Here is a 17,290-nt window from a genome sequence, read left to right on the forward strand (position 1 = left end):
GACGGCGACCCTCCCGAGGACCGCCCGCGGTGATCGCGTCGAACAGGCGCGATCACCGGCCGGGTGAGCAGTGTCGGTGGGCCGGCCCGATCGGGGGACCGGCCGGCCCACCGGCCGGGCGCGGTACGGCACGGGAGACCGGGCCGGCGGCGCGTCCGACCGGACCGGGGCGCGCGGCCGGGCCCTGGTGGACGGCCCGGGCCCGGCAGCGCCGGATCAGCCCTTGGCCTGGTAGGCGGCGGCCACGCCGAAGGTCGCGGAGTGCTCGGGAACGGCGATCACCTTGCCGCCGCCCAGCAGGACCCGGCCGGCGATCAGCAGCGAACCGGTGCCCTGCGGGAAATTGCCGCCGACGGTCTCGGTGCCGTCGGCCAGGGCGAAGCGGCTGAGGCGGGCGGGCTGGCCGAGCCGCTCGTCCGCGGCGAGCAGCAGCGCGCCGTTGTCCAGGCCCACGGCCCTGACCTTGCCCTTCTCGGCGGTCGGCGCCTTCCACAGCTGCTTGCCGGTACTGAGGTCGTACGCGGCGACGGTGACGGGGCCGCCCGCGACGGGGGTCAGGGTGACGGCCATCGTCCGGTCCTGGAAGTACATACCGGGAGTGGCCGAAAAGCTTCCGTGCACCACGTCGATCCGGGTGTCGTTCGCGACGACCGGGATCTCGGTGGCCGGGTCGCCCGCGGGGCCCCAGGCGAAGATCCGGTCGTCGGTGGTGGCCGCGCCCGTGGTCGCGACGACCGCGGGCTCGGCGGAGAGCACGCTGACCGTCCGCGGCTGGTTGTTGAGACCTCGCCACCAGCCGACCTTGCCGTCGGCGGTGTTCAGCGAGACGGCCTGGTCGACCGGGGTGGAGTCGGCGCAGCTGCTGTGCAGCACGACGGTCTTGGCGCCGACGCCGCCCGCCAAGGTGCAGAACTTGCCCTGCCCGGTGTACTGCCAGATGTCGGCGCCGTCGGCGGACTGCCAGGCGACCGCCTTGTCGTCCCCGACCGCGATCACCTTGTCCTCGGTGACGCCTATCCGGGCCGCGTACTTCTCCTTGGCGTCGGACAGGGTCTTCGTCCAGACGGTCTTCCCGGTCCGGGTGTCGACGGCCACCACCAGGGTGCAGGGGCTGTTCGGGTCGGCCTGGGGCCGGAACAGCGCGGCGCCCAGGCCGGCGGCGTTGACCGAGGGCGAGAGGCCGCAGGGGACGGCCCCGGCGGCCGGCGGCTCCACCGACCAGGTGGGCTTGCCGGCGGCCAGGTCGTAGGCGTGCACGCCGGTGCTCTCCGCCCGGACGACGCCCTCGTCGAGCAGCCAGCCACCGATCAGGGTGTCGTCGGCGCCCGGCTGCGCGGCGGCGGGCTCGGCCGACCAGACCTTGGCGTGGGCGACGGTGAAGCCCTTCTCGGCGGAGCTGCCGGCTGCCGCCCCACCACCCCCGCTCTCGCCCCTGACCATCAGGCCGGCGGCGACCAGGACGGCCAGGGCGGCCACTCCGGCGCCGGCCCGGATCAGCAGGGTGCGGCGGCCGGGCGCGTGGTCGGCCGAGACCACGGCCCCGGCCGCGGCCCGGGCCTTGTCCACCAGTGACGGGCGGGTGCGGTCGCCGGCGGGGTCCGCGGCGTCCGCGGGGCGGGCGGTCGGGCGTCCCACCCGCAGCGGACGATCGGCGTCGGGGTCGGGGTCCTCCGGTGCGCCTTCGGTCGCGTCCGCCGCTGCGGGCTCAGCGGTGAAGGGCACGTAGCCGTCCGGCGACCGCTCGGCACCGGGCGGGGCGTACAGCTGCTGGTCCGATCCGCCCTGCTGGACGGTGTACGGGGTGTACTGCCCGTACGGGGACTGCTCCTCGTACACGTGGCCGGATTCGTACGCCGTCCCGGTGCCGTGGAAGGTCCGGCCGAACTGCGGCTCCGCGTACTGCTGCGGTGTGCCGTACGGCGACTCACCGTAGGACTGGCCGCCGTAGGGCTGCTCGCCGTACGGCGACTGTCCGAAGGAGTCCTGTCCGAACGAGGTCTGCCCGTAGGACGGCCCGCCGTAGCCGCTCGGGTCGTACACGCCGCCGCCGTGGGCACCGCTGTCGTAGGCGCCGGCGTCGTGGCCGGTGCCCGGCTGCGGGTGGGCGCCGGGGTAGGCCTCGGGGGCGCGCGGCGGGGGGACGGACTCCTGCCACTGCTGCCCGTACTCACCGGACTGCCAGGGCTGCTGCGGCTCGCTGCCGAAGGGCGGCCGGCCGGTGGCGCCGGCGGAGTACCCCTGGTCGGCGGGGGGAGGGTCCTGAGCCATGTGTTCCGTCCCTCCCGGCGCTCTGCGATGCGGCAGTCAGCATCTCACGCCGGGCGGAGCGGGCCGCTCCGCCCGGTAGGGAGGTGTGGTGAACAGGTGGCCGACCGCGCCGGCGGCCCTGTCACGCGTCCGGGGCCTCGGCCCGCAGGGCGGTGTCGATGCGGGCGGCGAGGGCGAGGTCGAGGGCGGTGAGGCCGCCCGCGCTGTGGGTGGACAGCGCGAAGTGCAGGGTCCGCCAGCGGATGTCGATGTCCGGGTGGTGGTCGAGCTCCTCCGCGTCCGCCGCGACCGCGACCACCACCCGGATCGCCGCCGGGAAGTCCTTGGCGTCCGCGGTCCGGACGATCGTGTCGCCCACCCGCGACCACTCGGGGATGCCGGTCAGGGCGGCGGTGATCTCGCCCTCCGTCAGTCGAACTCTGCTCATCGGTCCACTCCCGGGTGCTGTTGGGGTCAGGTCGTCCGGCGCGGGCGGGCCACCGGGTCACCTGCCGTTGCGGGAGGTGCCGGCCGTCGCCGCGGTGCGTTCCGGGCGGAAAGTGCACTCGTCGGAGCATATGAAGGCGGAACCGTCCGGGGTCGGCGACACCTCGCAGCGTTCGCAGATCTCGCGCTTTTCCCGGGGCGCCGGGACTCCCCGTCCGGTGATCAGCCGATCAGCAGCTTGGTCACCGCGGCCAGGCCGACCACCACGATGACCGAGCGCAGCACGGGCGCCGGGAGCCGGCGTCCGACCTTCGCGCCGATCTGGCCGCCGACCACCGAACCGGCCGCGATCAGCAGCACCGCCGTCCAGTCGATGGTGGAGGTGAAGAGGAAGAACACCGCGGCGACGGCGTTCACGATCAGCGCCAGGCCGTTCTTCACTCCGTTGATCCGCTGCATGTCGTCCTGCAGCAGCATGCCCATCAACGCCATCAGCAGCACCCCCTGGGCGGCCCCGAAGTAGCCGCCGTAGATGCCGGTCAGGAACACGCCCGCGAACAGCAGCGCGCCGCCGTCCGGGTCGCCGCCCTCGGGGCGGCGGGCGGCCACCGCGCGGGCCACCCGGGGCTGGATCACCACCAGCACCAGGGCCAGCAGGATCAGCACCGGGACGATCGCGTCGAAGGCCTGCCCCGGCAGCTTCACCAGCAGGACGGCGCCGAGCAGGCCGCCGAACAGCGAGGCGGTGCCGAGGCGGCGCAGCCGCCGGCCCTGGCCGGCCAGCTCGCGCCGGTAGCCGACGACGCCGCTGATGCTGCCCGGGACGAGGCCCAGCGTGTTGGAGACGTTCGCGGTGACCGGCGGCAGGCCGACGGCGAGCAGGAGGGGGAAGGTGATGAGGGTGCCGGAGCCCACGATCGCGTTGATGGTGCCCGCGCCGACGCCCGCGACCAGAACGGCCACGGCCTCCCAGACTGTCATCCGTCACTCCTCGGTTCGCGGCTGTCCGAGCATGATCATGCCCGAGCCGGCGGCGGGCTGCCCAGGGGGTTTCCGAGACGTGGACGAGCGGGCTGCAGGTGCGGGACCACCGGCCGGTCGGAACGGGGCGGGGGCCGGGCCGAACCGGGCGGGGCCCGCCGGCGGGCGCGGGGACGGAGCGGGGACGGAGGCCGGACGCGCGAGGGCCCGCCCCCTCGGTGCGGGGGCGGGCCCTGGACGGTGCGTCAGCTGCCGGGCCGGCCGGCGGCGCGGTGCCCGGAACTCACTCGGGGTCGATCGTCGGGTACTCGCGGGTGCGGTCGATCCGGGGGCGGGCGGCGCCCTTGTCGGTGTCGACCGGACGGGGGCCGGCGGGCGGGTCCAGCGGGACCTGGGCGGCCGCCGGGGCCGCGGCGGCCGGAGCCCCCGAGCCGTTGGCGCCGGTCAGGCCGGTGAAGGCGCCGCCGAGACCCTTGAGCGCGTCGCCGACCTCGCTGGGGATGATCCAGAGCTTGTTGGCGTCGCCCTTGGCCAGCTCGGGCAGGGTCTGCAGGTACTGGTAGGCCAGCAGCTTCTGGTCGGGGTTGCCGTCGTGGATGGCCTCGAAGACCGTCCGGATCGCGGCCGCCTCACCGTCGGCGCGCAGCACCGCGGCCTGCGCCTCACCCTCGGCCTTCAGGACGTCGGCCTGCTTCTCACCCTCGGCCCGCAGGATCGCGGCCTGCCGGGCACCCTCGGCGGTGAGGATGGAGGCGCGCTTGTCACGGTCGGCGCGCATCTGCTTCTCCATCGAGTCCTGGATGGAGGTCGGCGGGTCGATCGCCTTGAGCTCGACCCGGTTGACGCGGATGCCCCACTTGCCGGTGGCCTCGTCCAGGACGCCGCGCAGGCCGGCGTTGATGACCTCGCGCGAGGTCAGGGTGGATTCGAGGTCCATCGAGCCGATGATGTTGCGCAGCGTGGTGATGACCAGCTGCTCGATCGCCTGGATGTAGCTGGCGACCTCGTAGGTGGCGGCCCGGGCGTCGGTGACCTGGTAGTAGATCACCGTGTCGATGTTGACCACCAGGTTGTCCTGGGTGATCACCGGCTGCGGCGGGAAGGGTACGACCTGCTCGCGCAGGTCGATCCGGTTGCGTACCCGGTCGATGAACGGGACGACGATGTTCAGGCCCGCGTTGAGTGTCCGGGTGTAGCGGCCGAAGCGCTCCACGATCGCGGCGCTGGCCTGCGGGATCACCTGGATCGTCTTGATCAGCGCGATGAAGGCCACCACGACGAGGACGACCAGGACGATAAGGACGGGTTCCACGGACTCTCCCCTAGACGACCAGGGCGGTCGCGCCCTGGATTTCGACGACGTCGACCTGCTGCCCCGGCTGGTACACACTGCCGGGGTTGAGCGCGCGGGCCGACCAGACCTCGCCGTTCAGCTTGATCCGCCCGCCCTCCCCGTCGACGGTTTCCGCGACGACCGCGGTGGCGCCCTGCAGCGCCTCGATGCCCATCTTGACCTGCGGGCCGTTCTTCAGCTGCCGGTAGGCGATCGGCCGCACCACCACCAGCAGCGCGGTCGAGACCGCGACGAAGGTGAGGACCTGCCAGACCACGCCCGCCCCCAGCCCGGCGACACCGGCGGCCGCGCCGGCACCCACCGCGAACATGGCGAACTCCGGCATCGCCGTGATCACCAGGGGTATGCCGAGGCCGACGGCGGCGAGGAGCCACCAGATCCAGCTGTCCACGTGTCCATCCTAGGGAGCGAAGGGCTTCGAGGCGGAAGGTTCCCGCAGGTGGACGGGCGGAAACCGGCCGCGGGCGCGACCGGTTCCAGTTCAGTGAGTTCAGGACGGCCCGGGGTGCTCCGGCCTCGCCGGCGAGCCCGGCGCTCCGGGCCTACCGGCGAGGTCAGCCGGTGCCGCGCTCAGCCGAGCGGCAGGCCCTGGGCGGACCAGCGGTCGCCGTGCCGCTCCAGGGTCAGCGGCAGGCCGAAGCAGCGCGAGAGGTTGCGGGCGGTCAGCTCACTGTCGATCGGGCCCGCGGTGAGCACCTTGCCCTGGCGGATCATCAGGACGTGGGTGAAGCCGGGGGCGATCTCCTCGACGTGGTGGGTGACCATCACCATCGCCGGGGCGAACTCGTCCTGGGCCAGCGCGCCGAGGCGGCGGACCAGGTCCTCGCGGCCGCCGAGGTCCAGGCCGGCGGCCGGCTCGTCCAGCAGCAGCAGCTCGGGGTCGGTCATCAGGCCGCGGGCGATCAGCGTGCGCTTGCGCTCGCCCTCGGAGAGGGTGCCGAACTTGCGGTGGGTGAAGTCCGCCATGCCGAGGCGGTCGAGCAGGGCCAGCGCCCGGGACTCGTCGGTGTCCTCGTACTTCTCGTGCCAGGTGGCGGTCATGCCGTACGCGGCGGTGAGCACCGTCTGCAGGACGGTCTGCTCGGCGGGCAGCCGGTCGATCATGGAGGCGCCGGCCAGGCCGATCCGGGCGCGCAGCTCGAAGACGTCGACCTCGCCGAGCTTCTCCCCCAGCACGGTGACCTTGCCGCTGCTCGGGAACAGGTAGGTCGAGGCGATCTGCAGCAGGGTGGTCTTCCCGGCGCCGTTGGGCCCCAGGATGACCCAGCGCTCGCCCTCGGAGATCGACCAGGAGACCTGGTCGACCAGCTCGCGGCCCTCCCGGACCACGGAAACGTCCACCAGCTCCAGCACGTCGCTCATGCCTACGCCTTCCCCAATGCAGAATTCGGCCGCCCGGGGCTGCCCAAGGAAGTCTTGGCCGTGGGTCCTCGGGGTGCGGTCCACTCATCTCGACAGCGGTGCGGGCGGGCAGCCTACTCCAGCAGCCGGTCAGGTACGGAGGAGGTGCGGCGCTCGCAGCACAGGGCAAACCTACGCCACCCGGGTCGCGCAACTTTCCGTAGGCTGGCCGGATGCTCGTGACACCTGCCGACAATCCGTACGAAGAGCCCCGATCAGGGCGGCTGACCGCCTGGGGCAACGCCCTGCTGAGCGGATTCGCGCCGCCGGACAACGCGGCGGCCGCCGTGCTGGGCGAGGACGAGAGCCACCGGGTGACCGGCCTGCCCGGCGACGCCGAGGGCGACCAGCACGGGCTGACCTGGGCGCTCGGGCGGCTGCGGGTGCTGGGGGTGACCGGGCTGCGGCTCGCGCTGCCCGCGGCCGGCCACCCGCTGGGGCTGACCGGTCCGGCCGGGTTCAACGCGCGGGCGCTCGGCGCGGGCGAGGCGGTGCTGGCGGTGGGGGTGCCGCTCGGACTTGTCCCGGAGGTCGAGGTGTTCGGGCCGGCCGGGGACCAGGCCGTGACGGTGCTCTGGCGCTGCTCGGAGGTCGGGGAGGCGCCGCCGGCCGACGTGCCGTCGCTGCACGAGGCAGAACGGGAGCTCGCGGACGGTCTGCGGGAGACCACCGCGCTGCTGGCCCGGCTGGACGTCGCCGGCGCCGGACCGGAGGCGCTGCGGGCCCTGGAGGCGTACCGCCGGCGCGGGCACTCGGAGCTGCTGGCGCCCGGCTACCCGCCGCGCGCGGTGCGGGTGCTGGAGTCGGCCCGGCGGGTGACGGCGCTGCTGTCGATCGCCGCGGGCGGGCACGGCGCCGCGGTCAGCGCCTCCGAGATGGCGGCCCGCCGGGCCGCGCTCGCCCCGCTGCAGCGCACCGCCCGCCGGGCGCAGGTCGCCGCGTACAACGCGATGGTGGACGAGCGCCGGGACTGACCCCTGCGGGTCCGGCGGCGGGTCCGGCGGGTGTACCGCGGCTCAGGGCGGGCGCCGCCGGCCCGGGGTCAGCCGTCGTTGGCTGCCCCGTTGCGGACGGCCCAGAGCGCGGCCTGGGTGCGGTCCGCGACGTCGAGCTTCATCAGGATGTTCGAGACGTGGGTCTTCACCGTCTTCTCGGACAGGTGCAGCCCGCGGGCGATCTCGCGGTTGGAGCGCCCGTCCGCGATGTGGCCGAGCACCTCGCGCTCACGCTCCGTCAGGGTGCCGCCGCGGCCCTGCGGCACGCGCGGGGGGTCCTCGGCGAGCAGCGCCTCGGCGAGTTCGGGCTGCAGCAGCACGTGCCCGGAGTGCACCGAGCGGATGGCGCCGGCCAGCGCCTCCGGGTCGACGTCCTTGTACACGTAGCCGGCCGCGCCCGCGCGCAGGGCCGGGACCATCGTGCGGTGCTCGGTGAAGCTGGTGACGATCAGGATCCGGGCCCGACTGCCGCCCTCCTTGAGCATCCGCAGCGCCTCGATGCCGTCCACGCCCGGCATCTTCAGGTCCATCAGGACGACGTCGGGGTCGAGTTCCTGGGCCCTGGCCACCCCCTCGGCGCCGTCCGCGGCCTCGCCGACCACCTCGATGTCGTCCTGGACCTCCAGGAAGGTCCGCAGGCCGCGGCGGACCACCTGGTGGTCGTCCACCAGGAGGACGCGGATCGACGGGTTCTCAGGCACCGGGGACCTCCAGTTCGACGGCCGTCCCCTTGCCGGGGGCCGAGTCCAGGGTGAGCCGGCCGCCGACGGCGGCGGCGCGGTCGCGCATCGAGACCAGGCCGAGGTGACGCCCGGCCCGGCGGACGGACTCCGGGTCGAAGCCGCGGCCGTCGTCGACGACCCGCAGCACGGCGCCGCGGGCGGGGGTGCCGGAGAGGGTGACCTCCACCCGCTCGGCGCCCGAGTGCCGCAGCGCGTTGTGCAGGGCCTCCTGGGCGACCCTCAGCACGGCCGCCTCCTGGGCGGCGGGCAGCGCCCGGACCCGGTCGGCGTCGAAGGAGACCGATGCCGTGTGGGCCCGGTCCAGCACCTGCACCTGGGAGGCCAGGGTGGGGACCAGGCCGTCCTCCTCCAGCGCGGCCGGACGCAGTTCGACGACCACGGCGCGCAGTTCGTCCGCGGCCTCGGCGGCGAGCCGGGCGACCTCCGCGAGCTCGGCGCGGGCGCGGTCCGGGTCGCGCCCGACCAGGGTGGCGGCGGCCTTGGCGGTCAGCCGCAGCGAGAACAGCTTCTGCGAGACAGCGTCGTGCAGGTCGTGGGCGATCCGGGCGCGCTCGCCGGCCAGGGTCAGCTCGCGGCTGCGCTCGTAGAGCCGGGCGTTGCTGAGAGCGATGGCGGCGTGCGCGGCGAGGATCCGCAGCAGCTCCTCGTCGTGGTCGGTGAAGCCGCCGCCGGCGCGCTTGTTGGCGAGGAAGATGACGCCCATCACCTCCTGGCCGCCGTCGCCGCCGTCGCCGCCGTCGCCGCTGCCGCCGCTGCCGGCGGAGGCGTCCGCGTCGAGGATCGGCATGCCGAGGAAGGCCTTCATGTCGGGGTGCGCGGCCGGCCAGCCGCCGAAGGCCGGCTCCTCCCGGACGTCGTCCAGCCGGGTCGGCCCCGACTCGTGCAGCATCAGGGCGAGCACGCCGTGCTGGCGGGGCAGCGGGCCGATGGCGCGCCACTGCTCCTCGGTGATGCCGTCCACCACGAACTGGGCGAAGCCCCCGTGGTCGTCGGGCACCCCGAGGGCGGCGTACTCGGCGCCCAGCAGGTCCCGGGCGGAGGCGGTGATCCGGCGCAGCACCTCGCGCACCTCCAGGTGCCGGCTCATCGCCAGCACGGCGGCGCTGACGGCCTCGATGCCGCCGAGGCACGGGTCGCAGCGGGGCGGCCCGTCCGCCGGGGCCCGGGTGTCCTCGCGGGCGCACGGCTCGTCGGCGAGGGGGGTGGCGCCGGCGGACGGCGGTGCGGCTTCGCTGGGCTCGGGCGGCATACCGCCAACCTACCGCCGGGCCGTGGGGGGCCGCGTCGGTCCGCGGGCGCCCCGGCCCGGGTCGGTGGTCCTAGGTCCGGGGCCCGTGCTGCCGGGCCGGTCCGCGCTCCTGGGCGACTGCCGGGGCCCGTGGCCGCCGGAACGCCGACGGGCGGCCCTCCCGGTGGGGAAGGGCCGCCCGTACCTGCGGGGTGCGCCGCGTCAGCCCTGGCGCATGACCTCGGGCTCGTGGCGCTTCTGCAGGCGGGTCACGATGACACCGAGGATGGCGGAGATGATGATCAGCACCGTCCAGTCGGCCACCAGCTGGCCGACGTTGTGGCCCCAGATCGAGTCCCACTCGGGGTTCTGCGGGTTGCCGTTCCAGGGCCCGATCAGGTGCGAGAGGTCGAGCGTGGTGGCGACCGCGCCGACGCCCCAGCGGGCCGGCATCAGCCAGGCGAACTGCTCCAGGCCGGGCTTGCCGAACAGCTGGAAGAGGCAGCCGGTGAAGACGACCTGGATGATCGCGAACATCACCAGCAGTGGCATGGTCTTCTCGGCCGTCTTCACCAGGGCGGAGATGATCAGGCCGAACATCATCGAGGCGAAGCTGAGCAGGATCAGGCCCACGGCCATCTCGACGGCCGGCAGCCCGGTGAGGATCAGCCCCTCCTCAGGCAGCTTGCGCGGGGTGAAGCCGACGGCGGCGATGATCGCGCCCTGCACCACGCTGAAGAAGCCCAGCACGATGATCTTCGACATCATGTACGCCGAGCGGGAGAGCCCGGTGGCCCGTTCCCGTTCGTAGATCGCCCGTTCCTTGATCAGCTCTCGGACCGAGTTGGCCGCCCCGGAGAAGCAGGCCCCGATCGCCATGATCAGCAGGATCGTCGCGGCCCCGCTGTTGAAGCCGAGCTTGCCGTTGGGGAGCTGCTTGTAGGTCAGCCCGGCCGTGTCGGGGATCATGATGCTGACCCCGCCCAGGATGGCCGGCAGCAGGATCGACAGCGCCATGAAGCCCTTGTCGGAGGCGATCACCGACAGGTAGCGCCGGATCAGCGTCCACAGCTGGGAGCCCCAGCTCTGCGGCTTCGGCGGGCGGATCGCCTGCTGGACGATCTGCGCGGACTGCGGGGCCACCGAGTCGGCGTCGGCCGAGTACTGCTGGTAGTGCACCGAACCCCGGTAGCGGCCGGCCCAGTCGTGCTCCGGGTAGTTCTCGAAGGCCTGGAAGACATCGGCCCAGGTCTCGTACCCGAAGAAGTGCAGGGCCTCGTCCGGCGGACCGAAGTAGGCCACGGAGCCGCCCGGCGCCATCACCAGCAGCCGGTCGCAGAGGGCGAGTTCGGCCACCGAGTGGGTGACCACCAGGATGGTGCGGCCGTCGTCGGCCAGGCCGCGCAGCATCTGCATGACCTCGCGGTCCATGCCCGGGTCGAGGCCGGAGGTGGGCTCGTCCAGGAAGATCAGCGAGGGCTTGGTCAGCAGCTCCAGGGCCACCGAGACACGCTTCTGCTGGCCGCCGGAGAGGGCGGTGATGCGGTTCTCGGCGCGCTTGTCCAGGCGCAGCTCGTACAGCACCTCGTCGATCCGGCGCTCGCGCTCGGCGGCCTCGGTGTCGCCGGGGAAGCGCAGCCGGGCCGCGTACTTCAGGGCGGTGCGGACGGTGAGTTCCTTGTGCAGGATCTCCGACTGCGGGACGAGGCCGATCCGCGAGCGCAGCTCGGCGAACTGCTTGTAGAGGTTGCGGCCGTCGTAGAGGACGTCACCGCGGTCGGCCGGGCGGTAGCCGGTGAGGGCGCGCAGCAGGGTCGACTTGCCGGAGCCGGACGGGCCGATGACGGCGACCAGGGACTTCTCCGGGACACCGAAGCTGACGTCGTTCAGCAGGATCTTCTTGGCGCCCTTGTGCTCGACCTCGACGGTCAGGTGGCGGGCCGAGAAGGAGACCGCGCCGGTGTCGACGAACTCCTGCAGCTGGTCGCCGACCAGCACGAAGCTGGAGTGGCCGACGGTCAGGCGGTCCTGCGGGCCCATCAGCTGGCGCTGGACCGGCTGGCCGTTGAGGAAGATCCCGTTGTGGCTGCCGAGGTCGACGATCTCGTACCGGCCGTCGGGCAGCTGGCGCAGCTCGGCGTGGTGGCGGGAGACCTGCAGGTCGGACACGACGATGTCGTTGTCGAGCGCACGGCCGATCCGGACGGTGCGCATTCCGGAGGTCAGGTTGCGGATCATCGTCGGCTGCGGGCCGTGGCCCTGCGGACCGGCGAGGTTCGGCGGGAACCCCTGCTGCGGGCCGGCCTGCGGCGGGACGCCCTGCTGGTGCGGGAAGGCGGGCTGCGGCGGCGCGTTCCACTGCTGCTGGACGGGGGGCTGCTGCATCGGCGGCTGCTGCTGGACGGGGGGCTGCTGGGCCCACGGCTGGGCGGCCGGCGCCGCGCTGCTGCGGCTGGTGGCGGCGTCGTGCCAGGCCTGCGCGGGAGCGGCGGCCTGGACCGGCTCGGAGAAGCTCAGCCGGGGGCCGTTCTCACCGTTGCCGAGGTTGACCACCGCGCCGGGGTACAGCTGCGCCTGCAGGGTGCGGGCGCCGCCGACGTACGTACCGTTGGTGCTGCCGTGGTCCTCCAGCAGCCAGCCGGCGCCGTTGAAGGAGATGGTGGCGTGCTGCCAGGAGATCCTGGCGTCGTCGAACGGGAAGTCCGACTGCGGGTTGCGCCCGATGGTGTAGGCCCGCCCCGGTTCCAGAGTCCGCTGCTGCCCGTTGATGTCAATGACGAGTTGCGGCACTACGCGCCTGCCCCGCTCTCTCGGTCCCCCGGTTTGGCCCCCTGCGGGGGTCGACGATCCTGAACTGACGGGGGGAATCATTCCAGCCCGGCTCCCGATGACGAAAGTCACCCCTGGTGACTGTGACCAGCTGGCAACGATTCACGGACGGTGTCGGGCCGAAGCCCGCCCCGCGTCGCCCGCGGGCCCCGGCGGCACCTGCCCGCGGGTCCCTGCGGCACCTGTACGAAGGGCCCGGCGGGGGCACCGGACGGCGCTGTCCACGGGCCGGACCGGTGCCGTGCCCACGGCCGGCGGCGGGTAGCGTGGGAGCCACCATGAACGCATCGCTCCCGGCCGCCGAGCCCCTCCCCAGCCCGCAGCCCCGGACCGATGACGAGCGGACCCTGCTCGTCAAGGTGTTCGGCAAGGACCGCCCCGGCATCACCGCCGGCCTGTTCGCCACACTGGCCGACTTCGCCGTCGACGTGATCGACATCGAGCAGATGGTGACCCGGGGCCGGATAACTCTCTGTGCACTGATCACTCCCCCGGCGGGCGGCTCGCCCGGCGTCGAGGGGGCACTTCGGGCCACCGTGCACCGCTGGGCCGAGGAGCTCAAGCTCCAGGCCGAGATCATCTCCGGCACCGGCGACAACCGGCCGCGCCGGGAGGGCCGCTCGCACGTCACCGTGCTCGGCCACCCGCTGACCGCCACCGCGGTGTCCGCGCTCACCGCCCGGATCACCTCGGCGGGCGGCAACATCGACCGGGTGTTCCGCCTGGCCAAGTACCCGGTGACGGCGGTCGAGCTGGCCGTGTCCGGCGTCCCCACCGAGGAGTTGCGCGCCGAGCTGGCCGTCGAGGCGGCCACCCAGCGGGTGGACATCGCGGTCGTCCAGGCGGGTCTGCAGCGTCGGGCCAAGCGGCTGGTCGTGATGGACGTCGACTCCACCCTGATCCAGGACGAGGTGATCGAGCTCTTCGCCGCGCACGCGGGCTGCGAGGAGAAGGTCGCCGAGGTGACGGCGGCCGCGATGGCCGGCGAGCTGGACTTCGCGGAGTCGCTGCGCGCCCGGGTGGCGCTGCTGGCCGGGCTGGACGCGAGCGTGACGGAAAAGGTCCGGGCGGAGGTCCGGCTGACGCCGGGCGCCCGCACGCTGATCCGCACCCTGCAGCGGCTCGGGTTCCAGGTGGCGATCGTCTCCGGCGGATTCACCCAGGTCACCGACCACCTGGTGGAGCAGCTCGGGCTGGACTACGCGGCCGCCAACACCCTGGAGGTGGTGGACGGGAAGTTCACCGGCCGGGTGACGGGCGAGATCGTGGACCGTGCGGGCAAGGCCCGCTGGCTGGCCCGGTTCGCCGAGCAGGCGAAGGTCCCGCTGGAGCAGACGGTGGCGATCGGCGACGGCGCCAACGACCTGGACATGCTCAACGCGGCCGGTCTCGGGGTGGCCTTCAACGCCAAGCCGGTGGTGCGTCAGGCGGCCGACACCGCGGTGAACGTGCCCTTCCTGGACACCGTGCTCTACCTGCTGGGGATCACCCGCGAGGAGGTCGAGGCGGCCGACGCCCTGGACGGCACCCCGACCGAGTGACCCGGACGGACACCGACGAAAGGGGCGCGAGGATCACTCCTCGCGCCCCTTTCGGTCGTCCGTTCAGTCCTGCGGCGTGTGGTACGTCACCAGCTCGGCCACCCCGGGCTCGACGCCCTTCCAGGAGCCGGTGAAGGCCAGCACCGCGATGGCCGCCGTCGGGAACCCGCCGAGCCGCAGCCGCTCCAGCGCCTCGCGGTCCCCCGCGTCGCCCGCCAGCACCTGGGTCAGGCCCAGCACGCCCGGATTGTGACCGACCAGCACCACGTCGACGAACTCGTCCGGGGTCTCCTGCAGCACCGTGATGATCTCGCCGGGGCTGGCCTCGTACACCCGGTCCTCGTAGACGGTCCGCTGCGGGCGCCTGGGCAGCTCGTGCACGGCGAGCTTCCAGGTCTCGCGGGTGCGCAGGGCCGTCGAGCAGAGCACATAGTCGGGATTGATGCCGGAGTCGACCAGCCAGCGGCCGGCGTCCGGGGCCTGGTGACGGCCACGATCGGCCAGCGGCCGCTCGTGATCGTCCACCCCGTTGGGCCAGTCGGCCTTGGCGTGGCGAAGAACGATGATCCTGCGGGACGTTTCGGCGCTCATACCCAGCAAGCTTGGCAGAAAACCGGCCGTCGGGCGCGGCGCTCAGGGCAGCGCCACCCTCAGGAGTGGGACAGGATCGACCGCGCCGCTCAGCCGAGGTTCTTCGCGACGATCGCGACCACGGCCAGCAGGACGACGATGCCGGCGATCAGGCCGGCGATCTGGGCCAGCTTCTTGTGGCCGTCGGTGGGATTCGGTTCGAGTACGGGCATGCCCCGAGTCTCGCACCCCCGCCCGGACGGCCCGGTCCCGGCCCCCGCCCCCGGCAGCACCCCGGCCGCCCCCGGGCGCCGGGCGCCGCCGCGCCCCGGCTCAGGAAGCCGCCGGCGCCACCGGGCGGACGGCCTCGTCCTCGATGAACCGGGGCAGACCGGCCCGCAGGCCGAAAGCCATCTGGGGCAGCAGCAGCAGGGCCAGAAAGCCCAGCGGCAGGTACCACCGGCCGGTGGCCTGGTAGAGGCTGCCGATCAGGATCGGGCCGGGGATGGAGATCAGATAGCCGAGGCCCTGCGCGAAGGCGGACAGCTGCGCCACCCCGCCCGAGGTCCTGGCCCGCAGCCCGATCATGGTGAGCACCAGCGGGAAGGCGCAGTTCGACAGGCCCATCAGCGCGGCCCAGACCCAGGGCGCACCGGCCGGCGCCAGCGCCAGCCCGGTGTAGCCGGCGATCCCGCAGGCGGCCAGCACCACCACGAAGATCCGCTGGTCACCCCGGCGGGCGGCCCAGTTCGGCAGCACGAAGGAGACCGGCACCCCGACCACCATGGTCAGCGCCAGCAGCACCCCGGACGTGGAGGAGGAGATGCCGGCGTCCTGGAAGATCTGCGGCATCCAGCCCATCGTCACGTACGCGCCGGTGGCCTGGAGCCCGAAGAAGCAGGCCAGCGCCCAGGCGGTGCGGCTGCGCAGGATCGGCAGCCGCTCGGCGGCCCGGGACGCGGCGCCGCCGGCCCGCTCCCGGTGCAGCAGCAGGGTGGCCAGCCAGAGCACCAGCGCGATCGCGCCGACCCCGGCCCAGACGCCCAGGCCCACCCGCCAGTCGCCGCCGAGGGCGGAGGTCAGCGGCACCGTGACGGCCGCCGCCAGCGCCGTGCCGGCGGACAGCGCCATCGAGTAGAGGCCGATCATCGGCCCGACCCGGTCCGGGAAGTACCGCTTGATGACGACCGGGATCAGCACGTTGGCGACCGCCACGCCGGCCAGCGCGAGCGCGGTCAGCAGCAGGAACACCGCGGTGCCGCCGGCGAAGGAGCGGGCCAGCACACCGAGGGTGATCGCGCCCAGGCCGGCCGTGACCACCGCGATCGGGCCGATCCGGCGGGCCAGCGCGGGCGCCGCCAGGCCGAAGAGCGCGAAGCAGAGCGAGGGGACGGCGGTGAGCAGGCCGGCGACGGTGGCGCTCATACCGAGGTCCGCACGGACCTGGTCGAGCAGCGGGCCGAGGCTGGTGACCACGGGCCGGAGGTTGAAGGCCGCCGCGGCGATGGCCACGGCGAACAGCACCCCGAGGTACTCGGTGCGGGCGGGGGCGGGCCGCCCGTCGCGGGCGCCGGACTCGGCCCGGCCGGTGGTCGGAGGGTCGGTCCGAGGGAGCGGCCGGGCGTCTGCGGGGGAGTCTGCTGCGGTGGACATGAACGACATCATAGAATGATGGGATGAATTAACGCACGCCGGTATCCCCGGTGCCGCCCGCCGGCACCACGCACCGCCACCGCACGCCGTCCCGCACCACCCGCACAGCCACCGCACGCCGTCCCGCACCACCCGGGCCGGTCCCGACCGGCCCGCCCGGCCGTTCTTGGCATGATGGCCCGATCCGACCTAGCCGCTAGGAGCCCCCCGTGGCGCTGTCCTCCCCGAGGCGCACCCCCTTGTCCGACCAGGTGATCGCGCAGCTGCGGACCCAGATCACCTCCGGCGAGTGGCCCGTGGGCTCGCGCATCCCCACCGAGGTCGCGCTGGTCGAGCAGCTGGGGGTCGCCCGCAACACCGTCCGCGAGGCCGTCCGGGCGCTCGCCCACAACGGGCTGCTGGACATCCGCCAGGGCTCCGGCACCTACGTCCTGGCCACCAGCGAGCTGGCCGGCGTGATGCACCGCCGCTTCGCCGACGCGGACCAGCAGCAGGTCGCCGAGCTGCGCGCCACCCTGGAGACCTCCGCCGCCGGACTCGCCGCCGACCGGCGCAACCAGCGCGACCTCGACCTGCTGGAGAACACCCTGGCCCGACGCGAGGAGGCCTGGTCCTCCGGCGACGCCGAGGACTTCGTGCAGGCCGACGCGGCCTTCCACCAGGCCGTGGTGGCCGCCGCCCACAACGACGTGCTCGCCGCCGTGTACGCGGACCTCGGCGAGGTCATGCGGGCCCACCTGCGCCACGACGTCGGCCCCGAACTCGTCCCCGAGCGGTACCTCGGCCACGACGGCATCCTCGCCGCCATCCGGGCCGGCGACGCCCGCCGCGCCTCGGTGGAAGCCGGCCGGGCGATCGGGGCCTGCACCCCGGCCGAGTCCTGACCCGGACAGGCCGGAACCTGGTCGTATACACGTGCTAACGTCCCGCTAGAACTGGTCAACAACCGGTCAACTGACAGTCAAGCATGAAGAATTCGGGGAGAATCGATGGCTGACCCAGACGCGGGGACCACAGGTGTGGCACCCAGCGCCCTCGACAAGGCGGCGCTGGCACTCGACAGCATCGCCACCGAGAGCACTGCGGCAGGCAGGACCGCGGACGATTCGACCGGGGCCGCGGCCTCCAAGCTCAGCGGCTGGGACACCGCCAACTCGCTGCGTGCCGCCCTGACCGAGTGGCACGAGCAGGTCTCCACGCTCAACACCCGCCTCAACCAGGAGGCCGGCATGATGCGCCAGACCCACATCAACTACGTCGGCATCGACGGCGTCCTCGCCCAGTCGTTCGGGGGGCGCTGA

Annotated in this window: 16 protein-coding genes; 4 read left to right on the top strand and 12 right to left on the bottom strand. The window is 73.6% G+C overall.

The features are described from left to right. Window positions 1-216: 216 nt before the first annotated feature. The 6 genes from OG689_RS12745 to OG689_RS12770 form a co-directional block, all read right to left on the bottom strand. Window positions 217-2,268, bottom strand: a complete 2,052-nt coding sequence (locus tag OG689_RS12745; RefSeq protein WP_266320220.1) for a PQQ-binding-like beta-propeller repeat protein — start codon at window positions 2,266-2,268, stop codon at window positions 217-219. Window positions 2,269-2,389: 121 nt separating this feature from the next. Further along, complete coding sequence (locus OG689_RS12750; protein WP_266320222.1) at window positions 2,390-2,695, bottom strand: 4a-hydroxytetrahydrobiopterin dehydratase; 306 nt, start codon at window positions 2,693-2,695, stop codon at window positions 2,390-2,392. Between the two features lie 221 nt (window positions 2,696-2,916). Next, the gene (locus OG689_RS12755) at window positions 2,917-3,675 is read right to left on the bottom strand and encodes a sulfite exporter TauE/SafE family protein (protein ID WP_266320224.1); all 759 of its coding nucleotides are present in this window, start codon (window positions 3,673-3,675) and stop codon (window positions 2,917-2,919) included. A gap of 283 nt (window positions 3,676-3,958) precedes the next feature. After that, window positions 3,959-4,987, bottom strand: coding sequence for an SPFH domain-containing protein (locus tag OG689_RS12760; RefSeq protein ID WP_266320225.1), 1,029 nt, complete (start codon window positions 4,985-4,987; stop codon window positions 3,959-3,961). A 10-nt stretch (window positions 4,988-4,997) separates the two neighbouring features. Next, the gene (locus OG689_RS12765; RefSeq protein ID WP_073928754.1) at window positions 4,998-5,420 is read right to left on the bottom strand and encodes an NfeD family protein; all 423 of its coding nucleotides are present in this window, start codon (window positions 5,418-5,420) and stop codon (window positions 4,998-5,000) included. A 179-nt stretch (window positions 5,421-5,599) separates the two neighbouring features. After that, window positions 5,600-6,391: an ABC transporter ATP-binding protein gene (locus tag OG689_RS12770; RefSeq protein WP_266320226.1), complete on the bottom strand. Its 792-nt coding sequence runs from the start codon at window positions 6,389-6,391 to the stop codon at window positions 5,600-5,602. 212 nt (window positions 6,392-6,603) lie between these two features. Here OG689_RS12770 and OG689_RS12775 point away from each other — a divergent pair, with 212 nt between their 5' ends. Further along, on the top strand, window positions 6,604-7,404 hold the full coding sequence (locus tag OG689_RS12775) for a hypothetical protein (protein ID WP_266320228.1): 801 nt from the start codon (window positions 6,604-6,606) through the stop codon (window positions 7,402-7,404). A gap of 68 nt (window positions 7,405-7,472) precedes the next feature. Here the strand turns inward: OG689_RS12775 and OG689_RS12780 are convergent, their stop codons facing one another. The 3 genes from OG689_RS12780 to OG689_RS12790 all read right to left on the bottom strand — a co-directional run bounded on the left by OG689_RS12780 (window position 7,473) and on the right by OG689_RS12790 (window position 12,186). Beyond that, complete coding sequence (locus tag OG689_RS12780; RefSeq protein ID WP_323189280.1) at window positions 7,473-8,126, bottom strand: response regulator transcription factor; 654 nt, start codon at window positions 8,124-8,126, stop codon at window positions 7,473-7,475. Next, entirely contained in the window at window positions 8,119-9,255 is a 1,137-nt protein-coding gene (locus tag OG689_RS12785) for a GAF domain-containing sensor histidine kinase (protein WP_266327064.1), read from the bottom strand. Before OG689_RS12785 ends, OG689_RS12780 begins: the two co-directional genes overlap by 8 nt. Before the next feature lie 363 nt (window positions 9,256-9,618). Beyond that, window positions 9,619-12,186, bottom strand: coding sequence for an FHA domain-containing protein (locus OG689_RS12790; RefSeq protein WP_266320229.1), 2,568 nt, complete (start codon window positions 12,184-12,186; stop codon window positions 9,619-9,621). A 317-nt stretch (window positions 12,187-12,503) separates the two neighbouring features. Here OG689_RS12790 and serB point away from each other — a divergent pair, with 317 nt between their 5' ends. After that, entirely contained in the window at window positions 12,504-13,766 is a 1,263-nt protein-coding gene (gene serB, locus OG689_RS12795; protein WP_266320230.1) for a phosphoserine phosphatase SerB, read from the top strand. Window positions 13,767-13,829: 63 nt separating this feature from the next. Here serB and OG689_RS12800 read toward each other — a convergent pair whose 3' ends face one another. The 3 genes from OG689_RS12800 to OG689_RS12810 all read right to left on the bottom strand — a co-directional run bounded on the left by OG689_RS12800 (window position 13,830) and on the right by OG689_RS12810 (window position 15,989). Then, window positions 13,830-14,357 (bottom strand): histidine phosphatase family protein, encoded by a 528-nt coding sequence (locus OG689_RS12800; RefSeq protein ID WP_266320231.1) that lies wholly within the window; start codon window positions 14,355-14,357, stop codon window positions 13,830-13,832. An 89-nt stretch (window positions 14,358-14,446) separates the two neighbouring features. Continuing rightward, window positions 14,447-14,569, bottom strand: coding sequence for an SGM_5486 family transporter-associated protein (locus tag OG689_RS12805; RefSeq protein WP_266320232.1), 123 nt, complete (start codon window positions 14,567-14,569; stop codon window positions 14,447-14,449). Between the two features lie 100 nt (window positions 14,570-14,669). After that, on the bottom strand, window positions 14,670-15,989 hold the full coding sequence (locus OG689_RS12810; RefSeq protein WP_266320233.1) for an MFS transporter: 1,320 nt from the start codon (window positions 15,987-15,989) through the stop codon (window positions 14,670-14,672). A 209-nt stretch (window positions 15,990-16,198) separates the two neighbouring features. Between OG689_RS12810 and OG689_RS12815 the strand changes: the two genes are divergently transcribed. Together OG689_RS12815 and OG689_RS12820 are read left to right on the top strand one after the other, a co-directional pair. Further along, window positions 16,199-16,873, top strand: coding sequence for a FadR/GntR family transcriptional regulator (locus OG689_RS12815; protein WP_266320234.1), 675 nt, complete (start codon window positions 16,199-16,201; stop codon window positions 16,871-16,873). A gap of 105 nt (window positions 16,874-16,978) precedes the next feature. Next, window positions 16,979-17,290, top strand: coding sequence for a hypothetical protein (locus OG689_RS12820; protein ID WP_266320235.1), 312 nt, complete (start codon window positions 16,979-16,981; stop codon window positions 17,288-17,290).

The organism is Kitasatospora sp. NBC_00240, from assembly GCF_026342405.1.
Taxonomy (GTDB): Bacteria; Actinomycetota; Actinomycetes; order Streptomycetales; family Streptomycetaceae; genus Kitasatospora.

Excerpts from the sequence above, each read along its gene's own strand:
- OG689_RS12745 (WP_266320220.1), bottom strand. The coding sequence starts at position 2,268 with ATGGCTCAGGACCCTCCCCCCGCCGACCAGGGGTACTCCGCCGGCGCC.
- OG689_RS12750 (WP_266320222.1), bottom strand. The coding sequence starts at position 2,695 with ATGAGCAGAGTTCGACTGACGGAGGGCGAGATCACCGCCGCCCTGACC.
- OG689_RS12755 (WP_266320224.1), bottom strand. The coding sequence starts at position 3,675 with ATGACAGTCTGGGAGGCCGTGGCCGTTCTGGTCGCGGGCGTCGGCGCG.
- OG689_RS12770 (WP_266320226.1), bottom strand. The coding sequence starts at position 6,391 with ATGAGCGACGTGCTGGAGCTGGTGGACGTTTCCGTGGTCCGGGAGGGC.
- OG689_RS12775 (WP_266320228.1), top strand. The coding sequence starts at position 6,604 with ATGCTCGTGACACCTGCCGACAATCCGTACGAAGAGCCCCGATCAGGG.
- OG689_RS12785 (WP_266327064.1), bottom strand. The coding sequence starts at position 9,255 with ATGAGCCGGCACCTGGAGGTGCGCGAGGTGCTGCGCCGGATCACCGCC.
- serB (WP_266320230.1), top strand. The coding sequence starts at position 12,504 with ATGAACGCATCGCTCCCGGCCGCCGAGCCCCTCCCCAGCCCGCAGCCC.
- OG689_RS12800 (WP_266320231.1), bottom strand. The coding sequence starts at position 14,357 with ATGAGCGCCGAAACGTCCCGCAGGATCATCGTTCTTCGCCACGCCAAG.
- OG689_RS12805 (WP_266320232.1), bottom strand. The coding sequence starts at position 14,569 with ATGCCCGTACTCGAACCGAATCCCACCGACGGCCACAAGAAGCTGGCC.
- OG689_RS12810 (WP_266320233.1), bottom strand. The coding sequence starts at position 15,989 with ATGTCCACCGCAGCAGACTCCCCCGCAGACGCCCGGCCGCTCCCTCGG.
- OG689_RS12820 (WP_266320235.1), top strand. The coding sequence starts at position 16,979 with ATGGCTGACCCAGACGCGGGGACCACAGGTGTGGCACCCAGCGCCCTC.